Source organism: Virgibacillus sp. Bac330, assembly GCF_003667845.1.
Taxonomy (GTDB): Bacteria; Bacillota; Bacilli; order Bacillales; family Amphibacillaceae; genus Virgibacillus; species Virgibacillus chiguensis.
Window position 1 is genome coordinate 2,188,108 of the sequence record NZ_CP033048.1, and the last position, 20,835, is coordinate 2,208,942.

Genomic DNA, 20,835 nt, shown 5'->3' on the forward strand with positions numbered 1-20,835 from the left:
CATGGCCACTTATACTTTTAACTGCCAATTATGTGGTGAATTTTCAGTGTGGCATCAAAGTATAAAAGGTAATAAACAAATAACGACCTGCCCAACTTGTCATGCTGCTTCCAAGCGGATATTTAAACCACCCATTATCTTTCAAATGGACCAAACCGTAAAGAAACAAATTGAACGCGGAATGAAACCACAATTGGTCAAAAAACAGCTTTTGCCCTCAACACCTATTGGATCAAAAACGAAAACAAAGCGACCTTGGCAGGTTTGAATCCATTTTGAATACGCGGGGGCTGGAATATGCAGCCCTTTTTCTTACTACCAATTTACGGTTTGTATTTCTGCCCATACCATTCTGCCTCAGCAACTCCAAATTTCTGCCTAAATTTATCCATGTACTTGTATAAATAGTAACTTCTTATTGCGACACTGTTAAAATATAAAAATAATAGGGATGCTAAACATACAGCTAAAGGTGCAAAATCAATTAATGAGCCCATAATTTTTGTTTCTAAATCATTTGCCTCAGAGAAAATAACTTTCGTTAAATAATATAAAACTCCAACTCCAAATAGTATACTTGTAACATTTTTTCTATTTTGGCTAAACCATTCCACAAATTCTGATCTTTTCTTTTTGGTACCATATACCATCTCTTTTGCGTTTTGATAGCTTCGAAAAAAAACATATAGATAGCTAATTACAAATAAGATGGTATAAGTCATTCTTAAGTAAAAATTATTCACAATTAATTGCGCTAACTTAAATGAAAAAGTAAAAAATAACAACATAGCTATAGTTAAAAATACATTATATATAAAAACACCTTTAATATTATTTTTTTCTCTATAAATGTATGCTGCTAAAGCAGCTACTAAAACTAACATAGCCTGTATGTGCATGTACCATATACTTGAAAAAACAGGAATGAATTCATTATTTACATCCAATGGAATTGTACCTCTATCCATATTATTAATCATAAAAACACTTAGACCATAGTAAGCATAGGAGCCTAAACCAATAAAAAACACAATAAAGGCAATTGCCTTTATAGTTTTAAATCGTTTAACCATATTAATCGAATTCTTTGCAAAGCTCTCACTTACTGCACCTTCCACTTGAGAAAATGATCCCTTAAATATGTTTTGCTTCATAATCCCACCCTTTTCATAATTACCTTATGAAAACTTGCAATTAAGGAAAAATAATATGTAAATAGGTTTATTAGAAAAATACATGTATTGCAAAAGTTTATTACCATATTCATTTTTAGTGTTCATGACATTTAACCCTTATATTTTTCCCCATACCAATCTGCCTCAATAATTCCAAATTTCTTCCTGAATTTCTCCGAGTACTTGTATAAATAATATGCTCTTATAACTACACTATTTAAATATAAAAACGTAGAAATTATTAAACATACGAATAAAGGGGCAAAATCAATTAATGAGCCCATTATTCTAGTTTCTAAATCGGCTACTTCTGGAGAGATAACTTTCGTTAATAAAAATAAAGCTCCAACTCCAAATAATACACTTGTAACATTTTTCCTATTTGTGCTTAGCCATTCAACAAATGCTAACCTTTTCTTTTTCGTACCATACACCATTTTCTTCGCATTTTGATAGCTTTGATAAAAAACAAAAATAAAACTACATATAAGTAATACCGTATATAATATACGTAATATATAACTATTTACCATTAATTGTGTAAGTTTAAAAGTGAAAAGTAAAAATAGTAACCAACCAAGCGATAAAAAAATGTTTAATAGAAAAAAACCTTTCACATGATTTCTTTTTTTATATATAAAAGCTGCCAACCCAGCTATAAAAAATAGAAAAGACTGTATATGTATATACCATATACTAGAAAAGACAGGAATAAATTCATTATTACTATCCAGCGGTATTGCAAAATCATCTATATTGTTAGTTAAGTAAAAACTTACTCCATAAAAAACATAAGAAGCACCCGAAAAAAATAGAATTAATATGAATAATTTATAAAATTTAAAATCATTTACAGTTTTAATTGAAGCTTTCATAAAATTATCGCTAATTGTCTCTTCCACTTGAGCAAAAGACCCAGTAAATATGCTCTTCATCCTACCTCTCCACCTACTTACACAAGACTAAAATTTCACATTTAAATTCTACTTTCAAGTTTATAAATCTCTGTTTTAGCATGTATAATGTGTGGTCCACTATACACATGCGCATGAATAATTAATACTTGATATGGAGAGCCCCATGATTCAGCCGTCAAAAGCCTGCAGTTATTTACGTGCTTTCTGACCGAATCATATTTTATGCTATTGCGCTCGTAGATGTAATAAAACTGGGGGCATTAGCTTTTTTTTCGTGCTTAAATTTGCATTTATACAATTACCTATGTAACCTTTTATCACATGTTCATAACAACTCGTATCCGTTTACCCCTGATATTTCTCCCCATACCACTCTTTCTTATCGACTCCAAACTTCTGCCTAAACTGTTCGGAATACTTATATAAATAATAACTTCTTATTGCAACACTGTTAAAATATAAGAATGAAAAAGATGCGAAACATACAATTAAAGGCAGAAAATCAATCAATGATCCAATAATTCTTGTTTCTAAGTCATTTGCCTCCATAAAAATAACTTTTGATAGGTAATACAAGCCCCCAACACCGATTAAAAAACTAGTAATATTTTTTCTATTTCTGCTAAACCACTCAATTAATGATGATCTTTTCTTCTTTGTACCATACACCATTTTTTTTGCTTTTTGGTAACTTTTCACAAAGATATATAGATAACTAATCATAAATAACCCTGTATAGATCAAACGTAATGATGAACTATATACTAGCAATTGCATTACTTTAAAAAAGAAAATCATAAATAAAAGTAGAAATATAGTCAAAAATGTATTGTATACAAAAAAACTTTTAATATTATCTTTCTTTCTATATACTAATGTACCAATCACTACTGTTAGTATTAAAATAGACTGAATGTGCATATACCAGATATTATCAAATATAGTGATAAATTCATTATTTTGATCTAATGGTATTGTAGCTTGATTCATAATATTACTTATATAGATACTTGCCCCATACAAAGCATATGAAGCTAAACCAATACAAAAAATCATGAATATGAATGCCTTTAATAAATTAAATCCCTTAATCGTATTAATTGAATTCTTTGCAAAACTCTCACTAACAGTTTCTTCTACTTGAGAAAATGATCCATTAAATACGCTTTTCATCCTTTCACCCTTTTCATAACCACCTAGGAAAACTTCCGATTAAAGAAAAATAAGGTGCAAACAGGTTTATTAGAAAAATACAAGTATTGCAAAAGTTTATTGCCATTCTCACTTTTAGTGTTCATGACATTTAACCCTTATATTTCCCCCCATACCAATCTGTCTCAGCAATTCCAAATTTCTTCCTGAACTCCTCGGAACACTTATATAAATAATACGATCTTATTAGTTTACTATTTAAATATATAAACGTGAAAAATAATAAACAGACGGCTAAAGGCGCAAATTCAATTAATGAGCCCATAATTCTAGTTTCTAAATCATCTACTTCTGGAGAGATTACTTTTGTTAAATAATATAAAGCTCCAACTCCAAATAGCATACTTAAAACATTTTTTCTGTTTTTCCTTAGCCATTCAACAAATGCTAATCTTTTCTTTTTTGTACCACACACCATTTCCTTTGCATTTTGATAGCTTTGATAAAAAACGAAAATAAAACTACATAAAAATAATACCGTATATAACATACGTAATGTATAGCTATTTACTATTAATTGGGTAAATTTAAAGGCAAAAAGCAAAAATAGTAACCCACCAAGAGATAAAAAAAAGATAAATAGAAAGTAACCTTTCGCATGATTTTTTTCTTTATATATAAAAGCTATCAATCCGGCAATAAAAAATATAAAAGCTATCAATCCGGCAATAAAAAATATAAAAGCCTGGAGATGTATATACCATATACTTGAAAATAAAGGGATAAATTCATTATTTTTATCAAATGATACTGCTAAATCATCTATATTGTTAGTAAAGAAAAAACTTACCCCGTAAACAACATAAGAACTACCTGAAAAAAATAATAAAAATATAATGAATTTATGCATTTTAAAATTTTTTATAGAGTTTATTGCCTCTTTCATAAAGTTCTCGCTAATTGCCTCTTCCACTTGAGAAAAAGACCCAGTAAATATGCTCTTCATCCTATCTCCACCTACTTACACAAAACTCACATTTTACATTTAAATTCATTTTAAATTTTTAATTATCTGTATCAGCATGTATAATGTGTGGTGCACTATACATGCCGCATGAATAATTAATACTTCATATGGAGAAGCCCCAGATCCAGCCGTCAAAAGCCTGCTATTTAGTGCTGGCTGACGTAACCAAACTATTACCTAAGAGTTATTCCTGTCTATTAATAATAGCTTAAAATGCTTACTTTTCTATATCCATTTCAAAATTAGCCATGTCTATATACACATTATCTTTTGTTAAACGATTAAACATTTGCTCCTGTTGTGGAGTTACATCCAGCATAAATGGTATTGCGGTATCAGCATGAAGAATGCCAAACTCTTCTTCAGTAAGCACTAACTCCTTATTTTCAAATATGTATTCTCCTTCTTGATTTCCAAATGTCATATCAAATTTGATATTCTTCATAGAATCTTTTAGTCGATTAATAGCCAGAAATAAAATGGATCGACTTCCATCAGGGTTAATTGAAATATCAAACGGATAGAGGCTAAAATCATTTGGAACTCCCATTTTGGGATCAGCTTTAATTGCTTCATCTAAAACCGTATAGATTTCATTATTTTGAATTGTCATCCCCGCATCTTTGTCCTGTTTCTGTAATTTCAATTGTAAGTCGTGCATTTGACCTCCAGCATGTTCACTTGTGTTTTGTTCATTTCCATTATCTGTTTTCGCCTGCGCTTCTGTATCTTCAGATTGCTTCTCACTGTCATCAATTTCCTTTGCATCATTACTACATGCAACCAATAAAAACAAAAGCGCAATCATAATTAGCATTAAAAACCTTTTCATTATTCATTCTCCCTCCCCAATGGCTATTGCGTTTAAACTCCTACACTCATCTCCACATATCTTCTTCCCATATGGCTAGTCTTATAGTCTACAAACACAGGGGTTTTCTGTTGCAATCCATTTTGTCTTATATAGTGCATTAGCTCCCAAAACTTCACTTGAGATGCTGCTTCAAAATCATCCATTAAGCGTGTCATTATCATTGGCTTGACAGAAAAGTAACTATGAAAATATACTTGCTGCTCTTCATCCGAAATTGTAAAATTACTTTCAAGAATTGGCAAAAAAATTTCTGCCTGCATAACCTCACTTGTTGGGTCGCTCAAAATAGTAAATAACATTCTACCATCTGGATGGTATCCTTCCTTTTCCAAAATAGATTGAAAATCTTTAATGGCTATATCAGTTTCTTCAGGTACAAACTGATAATATTTTGAAACTACATTTGTATAAGCAATATGATGTTGTTCTACAATCATGACCCCTCACCTCTATGATTTAAAGGTACGTATAGATCAATGATAAAATCATCATATACTTCCAACAGTACACAATAAAATGTAGCATCTATTGGTACATCATGAAGATGAGCATATTCTTGAATTCGCTGATAAGCAGCATGGAAATCAGTTGCTTGATCCGCCTGGCGTAAAACTAAAGCGTCTTTAATATATAGTTTCTCTTGGAAATGAAAGTCGGTTTCATCTGATAACTTAACAGGCTCGCTAATTGGCAAATAATATGTGAACTTACCAAATTTATCTTCGTTCTTTTCAGGAGAAACCGAAAAAAATATGGGACCATTTTGGTAAATACCTTCAGCAAGTATAAAATCTTCCATAATGAAAAAACCTTGTTGCCAATTTTTTCTTAACTGCCTTGTTTCATAGATTAATAAATTATTAAAAATAAGTGAGCGAGTTTCAAATTGCAAATCAATCATCCTCCCTTTCCGACCCCATTGGCTTTAAATTTCCATCCTTATCAAAATTAAAACTTTCAAAACGATATTTACAGTAGAGAATAACTAATTGTTCTGGTAGTACAAAAAGCATGGTGAAAAAAACTCCGAAACCCACTACAACTAAAATGATTAATTCAAGGTCGACAAAAATCATATTTCTAATTATGTGTTGAATCACAAATACCAAGCCTGTACTTCCTATAATTACAGCTGGTAGATATGTGGTAGTCTCAAATTTACTTCTTAATTGACCTTTTTTTGATCCACCTCGGTATTCTCCCTTTTTTAATAAAAAATAAAAGCGAATGGCTGTAATCATAACAATTAATACCCCAAGTATTAAAGTAATAATGGTTAAGAATAATAGAAGACTTTTGCTTAATTCTTTTCCTAAAAAAAATAAAGCACCTAAAAATGGAAAGACTCCAAATAAGTTTTGTGATACTAATATACTCACTAAGTACTGTAATTCCTCATGCTTTCTATAAACGGAGTTAATGGAATACACAATAGATAAAATAATTAGAATTATTGTTAATACTAAATGAACAATTTTTAATATCTCCTTAAAAGGGAATATGGAGCGGTCGGCAGCCACAATATATATTAAAACAAACATAAAAATTTGAAGAAAAATTGAAAAAATAAGCATACCTGCCATAGAGTTAGGACTTTGCCTTCCAGACTTCAGTGGTCCTCTTAATACTGAGAAATCTTCTTCATATAAATTATTTAGTAATTTCAACATTACCAACTCCTTAATTCTAACTAAACCAACCTGTTAATTTATGAAAGGCACCCTTCGCTCTATCTACTAAGGATTTTCTACTTTTACCAAAATCTTTATTTATAACTATGTTAGCAAATATACCAAGAGCAGCTCCAACTGCAGTTCCGACACCTGGAATTGGAATAAAGGCAGTCCCTGCAGCTGTAAAACCAGCTTGCACAGTTCCGCTTATTGCAGTTTCAACTGTTGTGTCTACAGCAGCTCTAGAATACGCTTCTTCTCTAGTTAAACCATCTGCTCTAGCATCGTTATAATTATTGTAATAGCTTAACCCTGCTCCAAGTGGTCCAAGCGCTTTTCCAGCAGTTCTTAAATGCCCATTCCCCAGTATATTTTTGGGATTTATACCACTTATATTGTCTTTTGCTCCATGAACTGTTGATTTTCCAACAGCTTTAAATTTATCCCAATTTGTTGCCTTGTCATTGTAAGCTCTCATTTCGGGATATTCTTTAATTATATTTCTCCCCTCAGGAGACCATACTTGCTTTCCTGTTTTCTTATCATAATAATTTAAAGGAGTTTTTGCTCTTCCTGATTTGCCACTTTGGTATAGTGAATATTTTGCATGTTTATTCGGTTTTATACCTAATTCTTTTAAAGCTGCTTCGCTTGCATTAATACGATAAGTTATCCTTCCGTTCTTTTCATATTTCGATACGCTTAACCCGTCATTTTCAGCTGCTCTAGCTATTGCTTTTGAAGAGGTATACCCAGATATTGAAGGGGCAAGATACGTACTGGTTAAACTACTTAGCTTTTTAAAGTTTTCGTCGTTTTTATAATCACTAAACCTTTCTACACCTGCAGATCCTTTAACGGAGTTCATTGTCTTTTCAATATGTTCTATTAATGCCCTTGTTTGGGAATTATGTGATTTTCCTTCATTGGTAAACGAATTAAAATTCTCTTCTAATTCAGTAATAGTCTCAACCACTTCTTTTTCATCCTGTACAATCGTATAAAAAGATGGAGTACCTGCACTTGTAATGTCAGAAACATTGTGAATTGCTTTTTGAATACGATCATCTAAATCCCTCAACTTTTGATAGTCTATATTTATTTTGATTTGTTGATCATTTAAGTAGTCACTTTGAATGATCGCATTCTCATGAGAATCTACATTTGAATGAAATGCTTCTAAATGATCTTTTAGATTGTGATTCAAGTCGGTAAACAATTCAGTAAGTGCTTCAATAATTCCATGCTTATGAAAGCTATCGAAATAACCTTTAGCGTTCTTTGCTGCCTTTCCAGAGAAAGTATCCATTCCAATAATTTGTTCGATATTAGTTGATATTTCTTTCAAACTTGATTTAATATGAGTAGATACCTTTTGAAAGTCACTAGAAAACTCGATAACCTCTGATATATCCACTTTATTCCCCATCTAAACCCTCCTTTCGTTATAAATGTTCCATCAGTCACTAGTTATCTTAGACGTTCCCTTACTTAACTCTTCATCTTTTTCTTTCATACTTTCTCCTATATTTTTCAATGTGTCTATATCATTACTTAAAAGAGTTACGTATCTTTCCAATATAGTCATTGCTTTAACCGCATTTTCCAAATCATTAGTAAACGGCGTAATATTCGTTTTATCAAAAGTCCAATTCTTATTAGTACTACTGTTTATATTGGAAACAGCAGCTCTTAACCTAGAAACATTCTCCCGAAAAACTTCTATGTTTATACCTACTTGCTCCCCCATTTAATCTACTCCCTTTCCTTTGCCCTTATTTGACTCTCCAGTGAATGGAGAGAGCTTTGCAGATTATTTAATCCTGCTGCATATGAAGCTTGATTGGCCTCATACCTTCTAATATCACTATCAATAGTCTCTTTTGCATCCATCGATTTAGATAAATATTGCTGAATACTATCTCTATATAAGCTATACTTATTATCATACGTATCTTTATTATTTCCTCTCCATCTTCTGCCATCTTCCTCTAACTGATCAATGGATTTTTTAGTTGTTCTTAAATGTGTAATATTAGTTTCCAATGTATTAGAAGCTTCCTGTAACCTGCTAACCTTATCTTGCAAAACTGATATTTCATTCCTTGCATTATTCATACCAAGTAACACAGTCCTTCTCTGCTCCCGCAAAAGACTTAATGATGTGCTCATCCCTCACTCCCCCTTATTCAGGTATTTTCAATTTTGTATGCTGATGATCCATTGCTAAATAACATTCAAATGGATTTGGATATTTTTCCTGTCTAATAAATGGTTGCTTGAATATATCCTGATCGCCAAGTCGCATACTCATCAATCCTACTATGGCTTGCGAACGTATATACTTAGCAACTTGTTCAAAGCTCAGTCCAATATAGCTGTAATCCCCTATGAATATGAAATGGATGCCGGCCTTTTTGCCCTGTTCTATTAGAAGGGTTATTTCATCCACTTCTAATTGAGTGCGATCACAAAAATCTTTTACATCGGCAATAAGAACAAGCCATCTAACATTCTCCCCCGTTGTCTGTTTAGTACGGATGTTAATTTCTGTCATAAGATCATTTTTCACAGAAATAACTCCTTCTTTTTCAGATATATATGCATGTAGGCTTTTTCCAATGTCGGACAGTTGTTGTTCTGCCGTATCAATTAACATCGTTTGATAAAAACCAGAAAGAAGAGACATATTTTTTGCTAATGATTGACGTAATCTATCTAAACCATCTTGCCGATCACTTACAACAGTTAAATGACCATGTTGGATTGGATCAAAAGCAAGTGGTTGTACTTCCTCAAATTCCAATCCTAGGGGGACTTGCATTTCTTTTACAAGTTGTTTTGTCTTTCTGTTGTTTTTAAACTTCTCAAAGTCAACCACTCCTTCAGGCATCATCGGAATTTCCTCTGGTAATTCACCATCCCAGAATGCTGCCATTTCTTTTGCAGTTGCTTGAATCGCATCAATAATTGCTAATGTCTCTTCTCCTTCTGCAGGAAGCATGGTTTGGAATAATGCTGGTTCGTCCAGCTTAATCATCCCTCTTCCTGGTATTTCTTCAATTTCAATCTCTGTCCTACCGACAATTCCACGAGCTTCGGTTTCTTCAATTAAATAAAGTGGAATTTGAGTTTTAATATTCGACAATAACGGCATGCGCATAGCACTTTGTCGTCCGGCACTGATGGCTAGATGAATGCCAATACTTGCACCCTCTCTAGCAATTTGTGTAATTAGCTTTTCGAACTCATCAGAGAATGCTGCATCACGGACAGAATCATAGTTATCAATAACAATTAATTGATTTTCCACTATATCTCCGCTCGCTTTTTCATACATATCCATACTTGCAACGCCATAATTGCTTAACTTCTGTTTCCGTTCCTTGATTTTACTGCTCATAAGACGGATGAATTTAGCTACTTTCTCTTCCTCATCCAGTAGCATCGTATCCGCAACATGTGGTAACGATTTTAACGGTAGTAAACCATTGGTACCAAAATCTAGTAAGTACACATGTAAATGTTCAGGATGGTGCTGATGCACAAGATTCATAGTAACTGTTTGCAAGAACGTTGATTTTCCGTAGCCCGGGCTGGAAAAAACAGCAATATGTCCATGCTTCGTTAAATTAAGCGTAAGTGGCGATTGCGATTGTAATTCTGGCTGGTCTAGTAAACCTAATGTAACGACTAGCGATTTCTTGCTTTCCTCTTGCCAAATTTCTTTAAAATGAACATCATGTATTTCCTTTGGCAATATTCGTTCTGGTAACGGCGGGAGCCATGGTCTTGGAAGAGGATCAATTTGGCATTTTTCTGTGTAAGTAGCAATGTAATCAATCACCGCTTCCAATTCAGTTGGTTTTTTCTCCACATCTTGTTTATTGGCCAATCCACTTAAATCCTCAGTAAGAATATCATATTGACCTAAGTCATTAATCGCATAAACCGTTGTATCTATAAATTCATGATCTTCTTTATCTGGCACGTAATCTGCGCCACTCCACGCACTTTGAAACAGTTCATAGATTTCATTGTTCCCAACTTGCAAGTACGCCCGTCCTGGTAACGTAATCTCCGCTGCATCAGGTGTTTTCAATATTTCATTCGAATCACTCGCATTTTGTACTTTGAGCGCCAATTTAAATTTTGAGTTCGACCAAATTTGGTCATCGACAACTCCACTTGGCTTTTGTGTTGCAAGGATAAGATGGATACCAAGAGAACGCCCAATTCTCGCAGTGGATACAAGCTCTTTCATAAAATCTGGCTGTTCGGATTTCAGTTCTGCAAATTCGTCCGAAATCAAAAACAAGTGTGGCATCGCTTCGCTTGCTTTACCTTGCTTGTAAAGCTTCTGATATTGATTAATATGATTGACATTATGCTCCCCAAATAGCCGTTGACGTTTTTGCAGCTCTGCTTTTATCGAAGCGAGCGCCCGCATTGATTGCGCTTTATCCAAATTCGTTATCGTTCCTAACAAATGTGGCATGTCATGAAATAAATTTGCCATTCCACCGCCCTTATAATCTATGAGTAAAAAGGCAACTTCATAAGGATGAAAATTGATCCCTAAAGACAAAATATAGGACTGAATAATTTCAGATTTCCCTGAACCAGTTGTACCAGCAACAAGACCATGTGGACCATGAGCCTTCTCATGTAAGTTTAATTGAACGATATCTTCTTTACCCCGAAGACCTAATGGAACGGCTAAACTTTTATACGTTTCATTCACCTTCCAACGATGTTCAATATTTAAATCCGTTACATTTTCCACATCATACATTTCTAGAAAAGTCACTTTTTCAGGTATAGAGTTTTTTAGATTTTGTAGATGATTGATCGGTGCCAAGGCACGGGTAATTTCTTCCTTATCAAACCCTTCCGGATAATGATCCAGATGGAATTTTTTATTCACTAATTCTCCTTCTTCTAATAAAATGTTTCCATGCTTTGCATCACGAATGTCGATAACCGTTTTCACATGTTCTGGAAGTGCCTGCATGACATCTTGCACAAATACTAAGGACACACCAATTTCACTTAGATCTTCATTGAAAAATTCCATAATAATATGATCTAATATCATCTTCTCATCTGTAATAAGTACGATATAATGGGGAGAAAAATAAAGCTTTTCATTTTTGTTCGTTTTCTCTTCTATGGTTTGTCTACGTTCTTTTAATAATTGGTACAAGGAATACAACACTTGATCACGAGAACGTTCGTGATATATAAAACCGCGCACGTTAACATCTCTTAAACTAGCATGTGGTAGCCAGCGCATCCAATCCCATTCTTGTTTTTCTTCTTCTGGAAAAATTGTAATAAATTGCACGTCGTGATAACTATGAAATAATGCAAGTTGTGTAACTAATAACTGCAACTGTTCTAACACAAGCGGACGATGACCGATATAGCCAACAGGTCCTTTGGTTAATGATGTAACAACGGGTACATTTTCAATTTCTTTATATTGAGATAAGAGCTCTCTTGCTTGATCTATAAGTTCATCCTTTTCTTGGGTAAATTCTTCATCATTAAAGTCAATTTTAAAACTAGATGAAACCGTTCCTAAACCCGCACGAAAATGCAGGAAATCATGCTGATACATGGTTTTTTCATAAATTCTTGCCTCCATATTTCTAACCATATCTCTAATCGTTACGATATCAGGATAATGATAAAATAAAGCGTGGCGTTGCTCCTCACTTACTAAGTGCAGTTCTTTCGTTTTCCGTTGCAAATACGCTTTATATGTCTCTTCACGATGTTTCATATCCGCTTTATATTTTTTAACACTTTTCACATAGGAAGTAATCGAAAATATTATCGTGACAATGGTAATCGATAGCATCACGATGATGTAAACCCCTCTAGGTTGAATTAGTGAAATAACAATCAGTGCTACAACCATTACTATTGGAGGTACGATCGTTCTTGCCAATTGTTCACTAGGCTTTGAAGGCTTATGTGCTGGTTTAGCAATCGTTCGATCTTCTTCAGGTTCCCGATAAATAATTCTAGGTGAACGATGATAATCTGGATACTCCCCGCTGTAAGGAGTAGTCACTTCTACCAATTCCACAAGCTTACTTGTAAAATCAAGATGTGATGTCATCACTTGTAATTCCTTTTCACCTACGCAAAACATCGTTCCAGCAACAAATAATTGGTCTCCAGGACATACGACTGCTTGCTTTTCAACAGCCTTAAAGTTATGAAAAATGGTTGCACCATTATTTTCTAGCTGAAAAGTAAACCCATTTTCCTGTCTGTGCAAGACAAAATCAACAGACGAATTAGGTAGCATAATATCATCATATGAATGCGTGCCAACCGTTATTGTTTCTACACCTGCAGCGTCATAGAATCTGGTTTCTTCCCTATGTAACAAATATAATTCCAACAGATGATCCGCTTCAGGGAGAGACAGTTGTTTTTCTAATTTCGCTTCCCCAATAAAAGCCTCGTTGCCATTCCACATTAGTTTATGTGTTTGCTCTAAGTTGGAAAAAGTTATATTATCTGACCAGCTATTACCAATTATCATTTCCTTTTTTTCTTGATCTGGTAAATGGCATTTATGCAATTGATTATCATAAGTGACCATGAGTATTTTGTTTGCCATTACGTTTCTCCCTCTCTAAAACGTTACAATATAAAATATGTGGACAGTTTCTGGACGCCAATGTTTATACTACGCAAGATATACGGCGCTTGATGTCATACCTGTAATGAACGTGTGTATCGATGAAGCAACACGAAAGATTAATTTAAGAGATGGCTAAAAAGCTATTTTTCCTTTTCTTTGTCACCACTATCTTCTTTCTTTTTATTGTCCTCATTTGATTGCGCTTCTTGTTCTGTTTGGTTAGTATCTTCCGCCTCTGACTCACTTGCCGGTACTGTTTCTTCATCCTCGTCTTGTAAATCAAACTCCTCACGGTACTGTTCTAGTTCATCTTGTAACTTTTTAACAGTCTTTTCTCTCTCTGATCCTGTTAAGTCTGGATTGTTTTTAGCTTCCTCTATCTTTTGAATAAGTCCGTGTATAATTAAGACAGGGTCATCAATGTACTTGGCCTTTTCAAGCGATGTATCAAATTCTCCCCTGCCATTATAAATCCAATAGGCTAAGTAATCAGGATCACTTTTCAAACTGACATTTTTTAAAATAACTTCCTTCTCTGCATCAGGTAAGTTTTCCACGTTAATATAGGAATGAGCTAAAATATACATCGTTTGAATCGGTAGCTTTTCTGGATCTTCCCCCTCTAAAGTGGAAATAACATCGCCATAGGAAGAAGCCAAATACTCACCGTGAGCTTCTAATAGATTATCTTGGTAAGGTGCTTTTATAATGCCGTAATAAATGACGGGAACGGTTAACAATACGGAAACGATAATCATAATAATCGAAAGTTGCTTAAATAAACGAAAGCGTTTCGTTGGTACAACTGTCATCGTTTGTTCTGTTTTGACTTGTTCTTCCTGATAACTTTTATACAATAAATCCTTGAGCTCTGCTAAGTCGGCTACTTCACTTACCTGTCGTTGGAATTCGGTTTCCGTTGCATTTTGTAATGACCCATGATAAAGCTGATCAAAATTAAATTTTTTAGAGAATAAAGCGATCGCATAGCATTTTAATTGTTTTAAAAAATCTGCTTCATCCCATTCATAAGGTGGTACAAGCTTGCGAATACCTCGATAGATAACAACAGGCATCAGATTATCATTAACCATCAGGTTATCAGGATGAAGAACAAAAGTTATCCTCGTGTTCAAAATAGGCTCTAATTGCAACATGTTGCAAAGTAATCGTAATTTTTCATTTCTATGTAATTGCAGTAGATGATCCCAGTTTTTCCATCTAGGCTCTAACTTAAATGTAAATTGAAATGCATCTTTTTCTTCCTCTATAGTAAGCGGGGCAAAAAAATCAGAAGGATGTAACATGATATCCATTTGGCGAACATCATGTACAGCGGTTTGTGATTTCGGTAAACGCATTTTCCAATTAGTTTGATCCATTTCAAATTGCAATGTGAGGTTTTCAAATTCGATTGTTTTTTCCTTCATTTCCCATTAACTCCTTTGTCCTCCAGTAAAAATGCATATTCCGCTTACAACACGACATATTGTGTCAAGCTCGATCATTTTAGCGATCATTCATATAAGCCATATGTTTCTTGTTATTGAACAACTAATATATCTCCATCTGTAACAGGGTAATCGATGATATAATCATCATCTGCAATGAACAGCTTCTTCGTGGTAACTTTGATGGCATAGTAAGAATGATCTGGTAGCGTAATATGTAGAGCATCTGTTACATAATAGAGTAATTGTTTTACCGTTAATTGTGTGGGGATACGGAGGTCGTAAACTCCGCATCCAATGTAGTTAAAATCCATTGTCACATTAATATGGGTATCTTGTGCCATTTGTTATTTCTCCTAATTTAACATTTTTTGCATCATTACATAGATTCCACCACATAAAAGTAAAGCAAAACCTGTTAACACATATAGCCATGTATTACTAGATTGGCTTGTCTCTGCTATCTCATCTTTATTCGGCTTCGAGGTAGATGCGGCAATCTCTTCATAATCTTTCGTGAACAGGTCGTCTTTAACAGAATCCAATGTCTTATTTGTTTGCACATCCTTTGCAAAGAGATCTGACTCCAGTTCTTCTAAAGACTGCTGCTGCTCCGCTTTCTTTTCAGCAATGATTTTAGATGTTTCTTCTGTAAATAGTGTAGGGAAAATCTTTTCTAACTCTGTTTCCTGGTTAACTGTATTTTTCTTATCATCTTCCACAATACGGTCAATTTTCATTTCTAAGTCTCCATCACTATCGGCACTAGCCGCTGGTGCTTGGTATCCCCAAACAACCAGCACGCTAATAACAAGTGTGAGGATCGCTTTAACTAGCCTCTGCTTCTTTTTCATTGTCCACATCCCCTTTTTGTGTTGAGCGATGTACAACAAACAAATTGGCTAAAGCACCTACTATTACAACACCAATCATAATAAAGATGGACGCGGAGTAATTAGCTTCTCCTTGTACAACACGAAACAAAAGGGTTTCAACATATTGCAGTGGCGAAAATTCTTTCCACGTCTCCATTCCTTTTATACCTGTTCCCAAAGCATTTGTTAAGAACAGATATAGACTGAGCACCACTAAAAGTATAAACATACCAATCATTTTAACTTGTCTTAATAAATAAGTGGAAAAAAGTAACATTCCAGTAATTAATAAGATAATAAGCGTTGTAAGCATTAACATATCACTATCAGCAATTTTCATTGTATAACTAGATACAACACCAATCACAATGCCTTCTAATACGCCAATACCAATCGTTATAAGTGTAATTGGTGTGTTCAGGCTCATTATTGTTTTTCCTTCCGAAAATGGATCCCTCTCCATACGCTTCTGGTTTATTGTTGAAATAACATAGGCTGTAAACAAGACAACAATGAAACAGATTAACACAAGATAGTATGGTGTAAATGAATCACTGGATGTAATCGTTCCTTCATTACTTGTTTGAACTGGATTGGATAAGAAATCATATAAGTCTTCATTTTGCCTGTCACCAATACGACTATTTGCTAATACACCAGTGAAGTTCTCGGCAAAATTTTCATCATCCATTAATTTATTTGTCATATTTTCTGACAACGTTTCTACTTGTTGAACAATATCATCGCCACTTTCTTGAATCGTCGTCGCTTGCTCATTAATACTATCGAAAGTATCATAAACTACATCACCTTCATTTACATTGCTCTGTGCTTGCTCCGACAAAGATTGACTAGCTGATAGTAGTGGCTGAAAGCTGTCATCCAAGGAAACGATGGCAGACTGCTCTTCATCTTCTTTTGTTTGAATTTGTTCTTGAGATTCAAGTAAGTTCAAGCTTTTCTCTCGCCAAGCTTCTACATTACTTAAAGTTGCTTCAAGACTTTTATTCAAGACCCTAGCTCTTTCAGCAGTTTCATCTATTTTATTCACTAAAGCATCCGCATTGCTGTTCATTAATGCAACTTTCTCTTCATGGATTTCTATTTGAGCTTGTAATTGTTCCCATGGAGTGCGGATTTCTTTAGCCACTTCATCACTAATTTGTAAGACAATATAGTCTTTGATTAAACCAGGGACATCTTTTTTATTAAAAAGATAATATAACGAATCTTTAGTAGCTAATTCTTTTAAAGGTTTACCTTTAATTTGTTCCGGTAAATTCGGCCCCCCCATATGCAAACCAAAATAACTTTCATAGGTTGAGAATAGTTTTTGGTAAGGGGTTACCGTGTTCGTTACAGCTTTAATTAATTGATTCGTCGCTTTATCCATTCCTTCCATTGGAGTCATAATTTCATGGTTAATGCGATTATTAATGACTTTAACTCTTTTGGTTGCTGGTTTTAGCTTCTCAAGCGGGACACTATCTTCTTCGTCCGATGGTTCATCCTCATCTGAGACATCCCCGCCCCCTGGCTCGTCCGGATTATTATTTCCAGGTGTTTCTCCATCCTCACCTAAACTTCCACCTTCTTCAGAATCGCTCTGTTCATTGCTTCCCTCAGACTTTTCTTCTGAAGTTGGTTTTTGCTTCGCTTTATTATCTGAAGTGTCAACATTTTTTCCTTGTTGCTCCACCTCTACCTTTGCATTGGCAACAAGTGGTGTTTCTGCTGTTTCAATTTGGGCTGTTTCAGGAACATCTACATTATTAATATCTTTTTGATGAAGATTCCATCCCCAAGGAATTGGTTGGAGTATGTCTATATTTGAATTTTTATCACGCAACCGTAGTGTAACCTGAACGGTAAATACACCTTCTTCATTCGCTGGAAGAATAATTTCACCATCATAATATTCTCTTGTATAATCTTCTTCGCCAATACCAGGAATGGTAAGTTGTAAGTTTTCCACATTATATTTTTCGAGAATACGCTTTGGTATTTTTAATTTGAATGTTTGTGCTGATTTTTCATTTTTTGGCAACTTGACGGAATCAGACATCGTCATCCCTGAAGTATGCAACTTTTCTTTTAGTTTGTTTATCTTATATGATAGGAGTTTGGTTGGGTCACCACCCGGGTTAAGATTTTCATCTTTGCCTAAGCCGTCTTCATTCATATATTTTTCTGTTACCGCAATAACATTTCTAATTTCTTTGATTGTCCGCTTTGGCAAACCGACTTCTTCAAAGTCCTCCATATCCATTGAAGGTAATCTTCTTATGTGCTTATGAATATTGTCTTTTGCATGAACAGCTGGCTTTTTTAAAAGCATATTTACCAGTTGATCATCTTTACCCAGCTTGCTGGTAAGTAGTCCATCTAAACGATCTGAAATTACCCCAGTAAAACCGCCCCAATATTCTGGGTTTATTCGTTTTTCAATATCATTATACGTTTTCTGGACTTGCGTTAATGAATCGTCTAAATGCTTCCTTAATACATTCGCTCTTGTTGCAATATTACCTCCGGGATTACTTTGATACATTACAGAATTCACAGGTGGTTTAATTTCTTCCATACCGCCGTTGTTCTGTAATTGTTCATTAATCAATTTATTTGCCAACTGTAAACGTTCCAACTCTTGTTCTACTTCCTGTTGCTTTAAGGAGCGATCAAATTCATTTAAAGTTTGATAGAATTCGAGAATTTGCGTATTATTTTGCTCTTTTAATTTTTTAACATCATGAACAGATGACAAATAATCTTCATCCAGTTCTGCATCATCTAACAGCTCTTTTTCAAAGTTATTCATTATTTCCTGAAAGCCTTGAAAGCTATCCTTCGATACCTCTGTGCTATCTTTTATCGTGCTAAATTGATTGGTATAATTATCTAAAGGATTATACACTTCACTGCTCATAGTGTTTGTAAATACGGCTTGTTTTTCAATAATGCCACCAATATTATCCTGTGCATTCTGCAGATTTCCGACAATACTTGCAAAATAAACGTCAATAATCCTACGATTAAATTGATTAAGAATATTACTGGCTGTTTTTTCTGCTTCCGCTTTTATTTGCTCATTATCCGTTGCGTTAATCTTATAATTTAAAACGACTTGGTCTGGCGATTCCGAATCAATAGATAGCGCTTTTTCGGAAAAATCATTAGGAATCACAATCATCATGTCATATGTACCACGTTTTAAGCCACTTTCTGCTACCCCGCGGCTAACTACAAACCACTCGTGATTGTCTTCATTGTTCACTCCTTGGACGAAAGCCTCTCCAAAAGCTAGTTCTTGTCCATTTAAGATAGACCCCTCATCTTCATTAACAAGCGCTACAGCCATTGCTTTATTTGATTCTGATTCATCCTTTTCTGTTTGTTCTTGTTGACTTAAAGCAAGATAGGATAAGCCTGATGCTAAGATAACGATTAATACTAAAAACAGGAACCAGCGTTTATCCCATTTTTTCATAACAAACAGCTCCTAGAAGTTTCACAATTTATTTTGTTACATGAATCACTAATCGCAAAATCTTGTTCGTTTTTTTATACTATCTTTCCAAAACAGAAGCTGCACAACTTAAGCCGTGCAGCTCTCATAATGAGTCACGAAACGTTGTTTACGACAATTTTTCGCTCATATATAAGCCTTATCTAAGTCCAAAATTTTGGGACAATGCTTCGTCTTGTTGTGCAACAGCCTCAGCAGTTTTTGTTAATTGCATCTCAATTTCTTTCATTAAATGAGCAAAATCTTGCACTTTAGGCTTCAATTCGCGGAATTGATCATCAAAGCGTTCGAAAGCACGACCTTCCCATTCACCGCGCAGCTCCTCTTGTAGGTTTGATAGATCTCTTAGAATTTGTTCAATTTGATCAGAACTCGCCCCATACCGTTTTGCTTTTGCCTGTAGCTGTTCAGGCGTCATACGAATTTGTCCTGCCATTACAATCTCATCTCCCTTTGTTCATTTACTTAGAGGCGAAATAAAGTAATTAGCCTCTTTCCTACAAGACTAATCAACCGAATTTTCTATGTCAATTGACTATATGCATTTTTTGGATAATTGATAATAAAGACCTAATTTATACCGAATGTACATTTTTCACATGGTAAAATTAGGAAATATTTACCCCGTCAAAATTTAGGACTATCGTATTAGTTTCATTTTTTTGCCAGTTAATATCTTTATCACTATACGGAAAGAGAGTTGATTCATCGACTAAAAGAATCAACTCTAAACTCTCCTATAGAAGCACTTCAAATAACAAGAAAAATCAACGAATTCTTACCAAAAGAAAAACGGTAATATGGCTAATGATGCAATTGCACCTAAAGCAACACCGTAGCCGAATCCATATCCAAATCCATAAAAACCAAAACCAAAGCCTCCCAGTCCACGTCCTCTATCTAACGGCCTCATGTAAACTCGGTTTGGGCTCACTTTTTCAATGATACCTCGATGAACTTTCCCACAATGTGTTTTAATCTCTACAGCCTTTCCCATATGACGTTGACATAATGAATAATAATGCGAACCTGACATATAAATTTCACCCCCAATGTATAAGTCAGATACAACATCATATGAGATAGTAATTAGCCCTGTAAAAGACAAATTACTCAGGTAATGAGCGGAAAATTAATGTTAAAAAATATCCTTTAGCAAAATTCAGCTTGTCATCCAGTCAGAAGGCATAAACTATTTTTCTTATACTACAAGTCCTAAAATTTTTGGCCTACCTAAAGTATTAAAAATCTTAGGGGTAATAGTATGTATAACGCTATTTCACAAAATTTCTTTCAAATAAATTCAAGCATACTAGGTGATCACCCATATCATTTTCATTGCTTAGGCATACATTATTATTGTAAAAGAACTGGAGGTGTTTAACATGGGTGAAGCTGTTGCAGGTTATGGCTACGGCGGTGGATTTGCCTTAATTGTCGTATTGTTTATTCTGTTAATTATCGTAGGGGTTGCCTACATCTGTTAACAATTCATAAAGAT

The 20,835-nt window shown here is 34.3% G+C and carries 20 protein-coding genes; 2 read left to right on the forward strand and 18 right to left on the reverse strand.

Features of this window, described 5'->3' with window-relative positions; genetic code table 11:
• Position 1: 1 nt before the first annotated feature.
• The gene (locus D9780_RS10210; RefSeq protein ID WP_121640016.1) at positions 2–268 is read left to right on the forward strand and encodes an FmdB family zinc ribbon protein; all 267 of its coding nucleotides are present in this window, start codon (positions 2–4) and stop codon (positions 266–268) included.
• 55 nt (positions 269–323) lie between these two features.
• Here D9780_RS10210 and D9780_RS10215 read toward each other — a convergent pair whose 3' ends face one another.
• The 18 genes from D9780_RS10215 to D9780_RS10300 form a co-directional block, all read right to left on the reverse strand.
• Positions 324–1,154, reverse strand: coding sequence for a hypothetical protein (locus D9780_RS10215; RefSeq protein ID WP_121640017.1), 831 nt, complete (start codon positions 1,152–1,154; stop codon positions 324–326).
• Between the two features lie 131 nt (positions 1,155–1,285).
• Positions 1,286–2,110: a hypothetical protein gene (locus D9780_RS10220; protein ID WP_121640018.1), complete on the reverse strand. Its 825-nt coding sequence runs from the start codon at positions 2,108–2,110 to the stop codon at positions 1,286–1,288.
• Between the two features lie 327 nt (positions 2,111–2,437).
• A complete protein-coding gene (locus D9780_RS10225; RefSeq protein ID WP_121640019.1) occupies positions 2,438–3,265 on the reverse strand; it encodes a hypothetical protein in 828 nt (275 codons plus the stop codon).
• Positions 3,266–3,395: 130 nt separating this feature from the next.
• The gene (locus tag D9780_RS10230) at positions 3,396–4,250 is read right to left on the reverse strand and encodes a hypothetical protein (RefSeq protein WP_121640020.1); all 855 of its coding nucleotides are present in this window, start codon (positions 4,248–4,250) and stop codon (positions 3,396–3,398) included.
• A gap of 238 nt (positions 4,251–4,488) precedes the next feature.
• Positions 4,489–5,103 (reverse strand): hypothetical protein, encoded by a 615-nt coding sequence (locus D9780_RS10235; protein ID WP_121640021.1) that lies wholly within the window; start codon positions 5,101–5,103, stop codon positions 4,489–4,491.
• A 32-nt stretch (positions 5,104–5,135) separates the two neighbouring features.
• Positions 5,136–5,582 carry a DUF5085 family protein gene (locus tag D9780_RS10240; RefSeq protein ID WP_121640022.1) on the reverse strand — a complete coding sequence of 149 codons (447 nt, stop codon included), beginning with the start codon at positions 5,580–5,582 and terminating at the stop codon, positions 5,136–5,138.
• The gene (locus D9780_RS10245) at positions 5,579–6,037 is read right to left on the reverse strand and encodes a hypothetical protein (protein WP_121640023.1); all 459 of its coding nucleotides are present in this window, start codon (positions 6,035–6,037) and stop codon (positions 5,579–5,581) included. The genes D9780_RS10240 and D9780_RS10245 overlap by 4 nt, the downstream gene beginning before the upstream one ends.
• 1 nt (position 6,038) lies before the next feature.
• Positions 6,039–6,815 (reverse strand): hypothetical protein, encoded by a 777-nt coding sequence (locus D9780_RS10250; protein ID WP_121640024.1) that lies wholly within the window; start codon positions 6,813–6,815, stop codon positions 6,039–6,041.
• A gap of 16 nt (positions 6,816–6,831) precedes the next feature.
• Positions 6,832–8,247: a T7SS effector LXG polymorphic toxin gene (locus tag D9780_RS10255; protein ID WP_121640025.1), complete on the reverse strand. Its 1,416-nt coding sequence runs from the start codon at positions 8,245–8,247 to the stop codon at positions 6,832–6,834.
• 30 nt (positions 8,248–8,277) lie between these two features.
• Positions 8,278–8,568 (reverse strand): TIGR04197 family type VII secretion effector, encoded by a 291-nt coding sequence (locus tag D9780_RS10260; protein ID WP_121640026.1) that lies wholly within the window; start codon positions 8,566–8,568, stop codon positions 8,278–8,280.
• Between the two features lie 5 nt (positions 8,569–8,573).
• Positions 8,574–8,990, reverse strand: a complete 417-nt coding sequence (locus tag D9780_RS10265; protein ID WP_121640027.1) for a YwqH-like family protein — start codon at positions 8,988–8,990, stop codon at positions 8,574–8,576.
• 13 nt (positions 8,991–9,003) lie between these two features.
• The gene (gene essC, locus D9780_RS10270) at positions 9,004–13,458 is read right to left on the reverse strand and encodes a type VII secretion protein EssC (RefSeq protein WP_121640028.1); all 4,455 of its coding nucleotides are present in this window, start codon (positions 13,456–13,458) and stop codon (positions 9,004–9,006) included.
• 164 nt (positions 13,459–13,622) lie between these two features.
• Positions 13,623–14,912, reverse strand: a complete 1,290-nt coding sequence (essB, locus tag D9780_RS10275) for a type VII secretion protein EssB (RefSeq protein WP_073005557.1) — start codon at positions 14,910–14,912, stop codon at positions 13,623–13,625.
• Positions 14,913–15,025: 113 nt separating this feature from the next.
• Entirely contained in the window at positions 15,026–15,277 is a 252-nt protein-coding gene (locus tag D9780_RS10280) for an EsaB/YukD family protein (RefSeq protein ID WP_073005558.1), read from the reverse strand.
• A gap of 12 nt (positions 15,278–15,289) precedes the next feature.
• Positions 15,290–15,787 carry a type VII secretion protein EssA gene (gene essA / locus D9780_RS10285; protein ID WP_162985837.1) on the reverse strand — a complete coding sequence of 166 codons (498 nt, stop codon included), beginning with the start codon at positions 15,785–15,787 and terminating at the stop codon, positions 15,290–15,292.
• Complete coding sequence (esaA, locus tag D9780_RS10290) at positions 15,762–19,295, reverse strand: type VII secretion protein EsaA (RefSeq protein WP_121640029.1); 3,534 nt, start codon at positions 19,293–19,295, stop codon at positions 15,762–15,764. The genes essA and esaA overlap by 26 nt, the downstream gene beginning before the upstream one ends.
• Before the next feature lie 178 nt (positions 19,296–19,473).
• Entirely contained in the window at positions 19,474–19,770 is a 297-nt protein-coding gene (locus D9780_RS10295; protein ID WP_077704690.1) for a WXG100 family type VII secretion target, read from the reverse strand.
• 342 nt (positions 19,771–20,112) lie between these two features.
• The gene (locus D9780_RS10300; protein WP_073005566.1) at positions 20,113–20,370 is read right to left on the reverse strand and encodes a hypothetical protein; all 258 of its coding nucleotides are present in this window, start codon (positions 20,368–20,370) and stop codon (positions 20,113–20,115) included.
• Positions 20,371–20,719: 349 nt separating this feature from the next.
• Between D9780_RS10300 and D9780_RS10305 the strand changes: the two genes are divergently transcribed.
• A complete protein-coding gene (locus tag D9780_RS10305) occupies positions 20,720–20,821 on the forward strand; it encodes a YjcZ family sporulation protein (RefSeq protein ID WP_073005567.1) in 102 nt (33 codons plus the stop codon).
• The last annotated feature ends 14 nt before the right edge of the window (positions 20,822–20,835 follow it).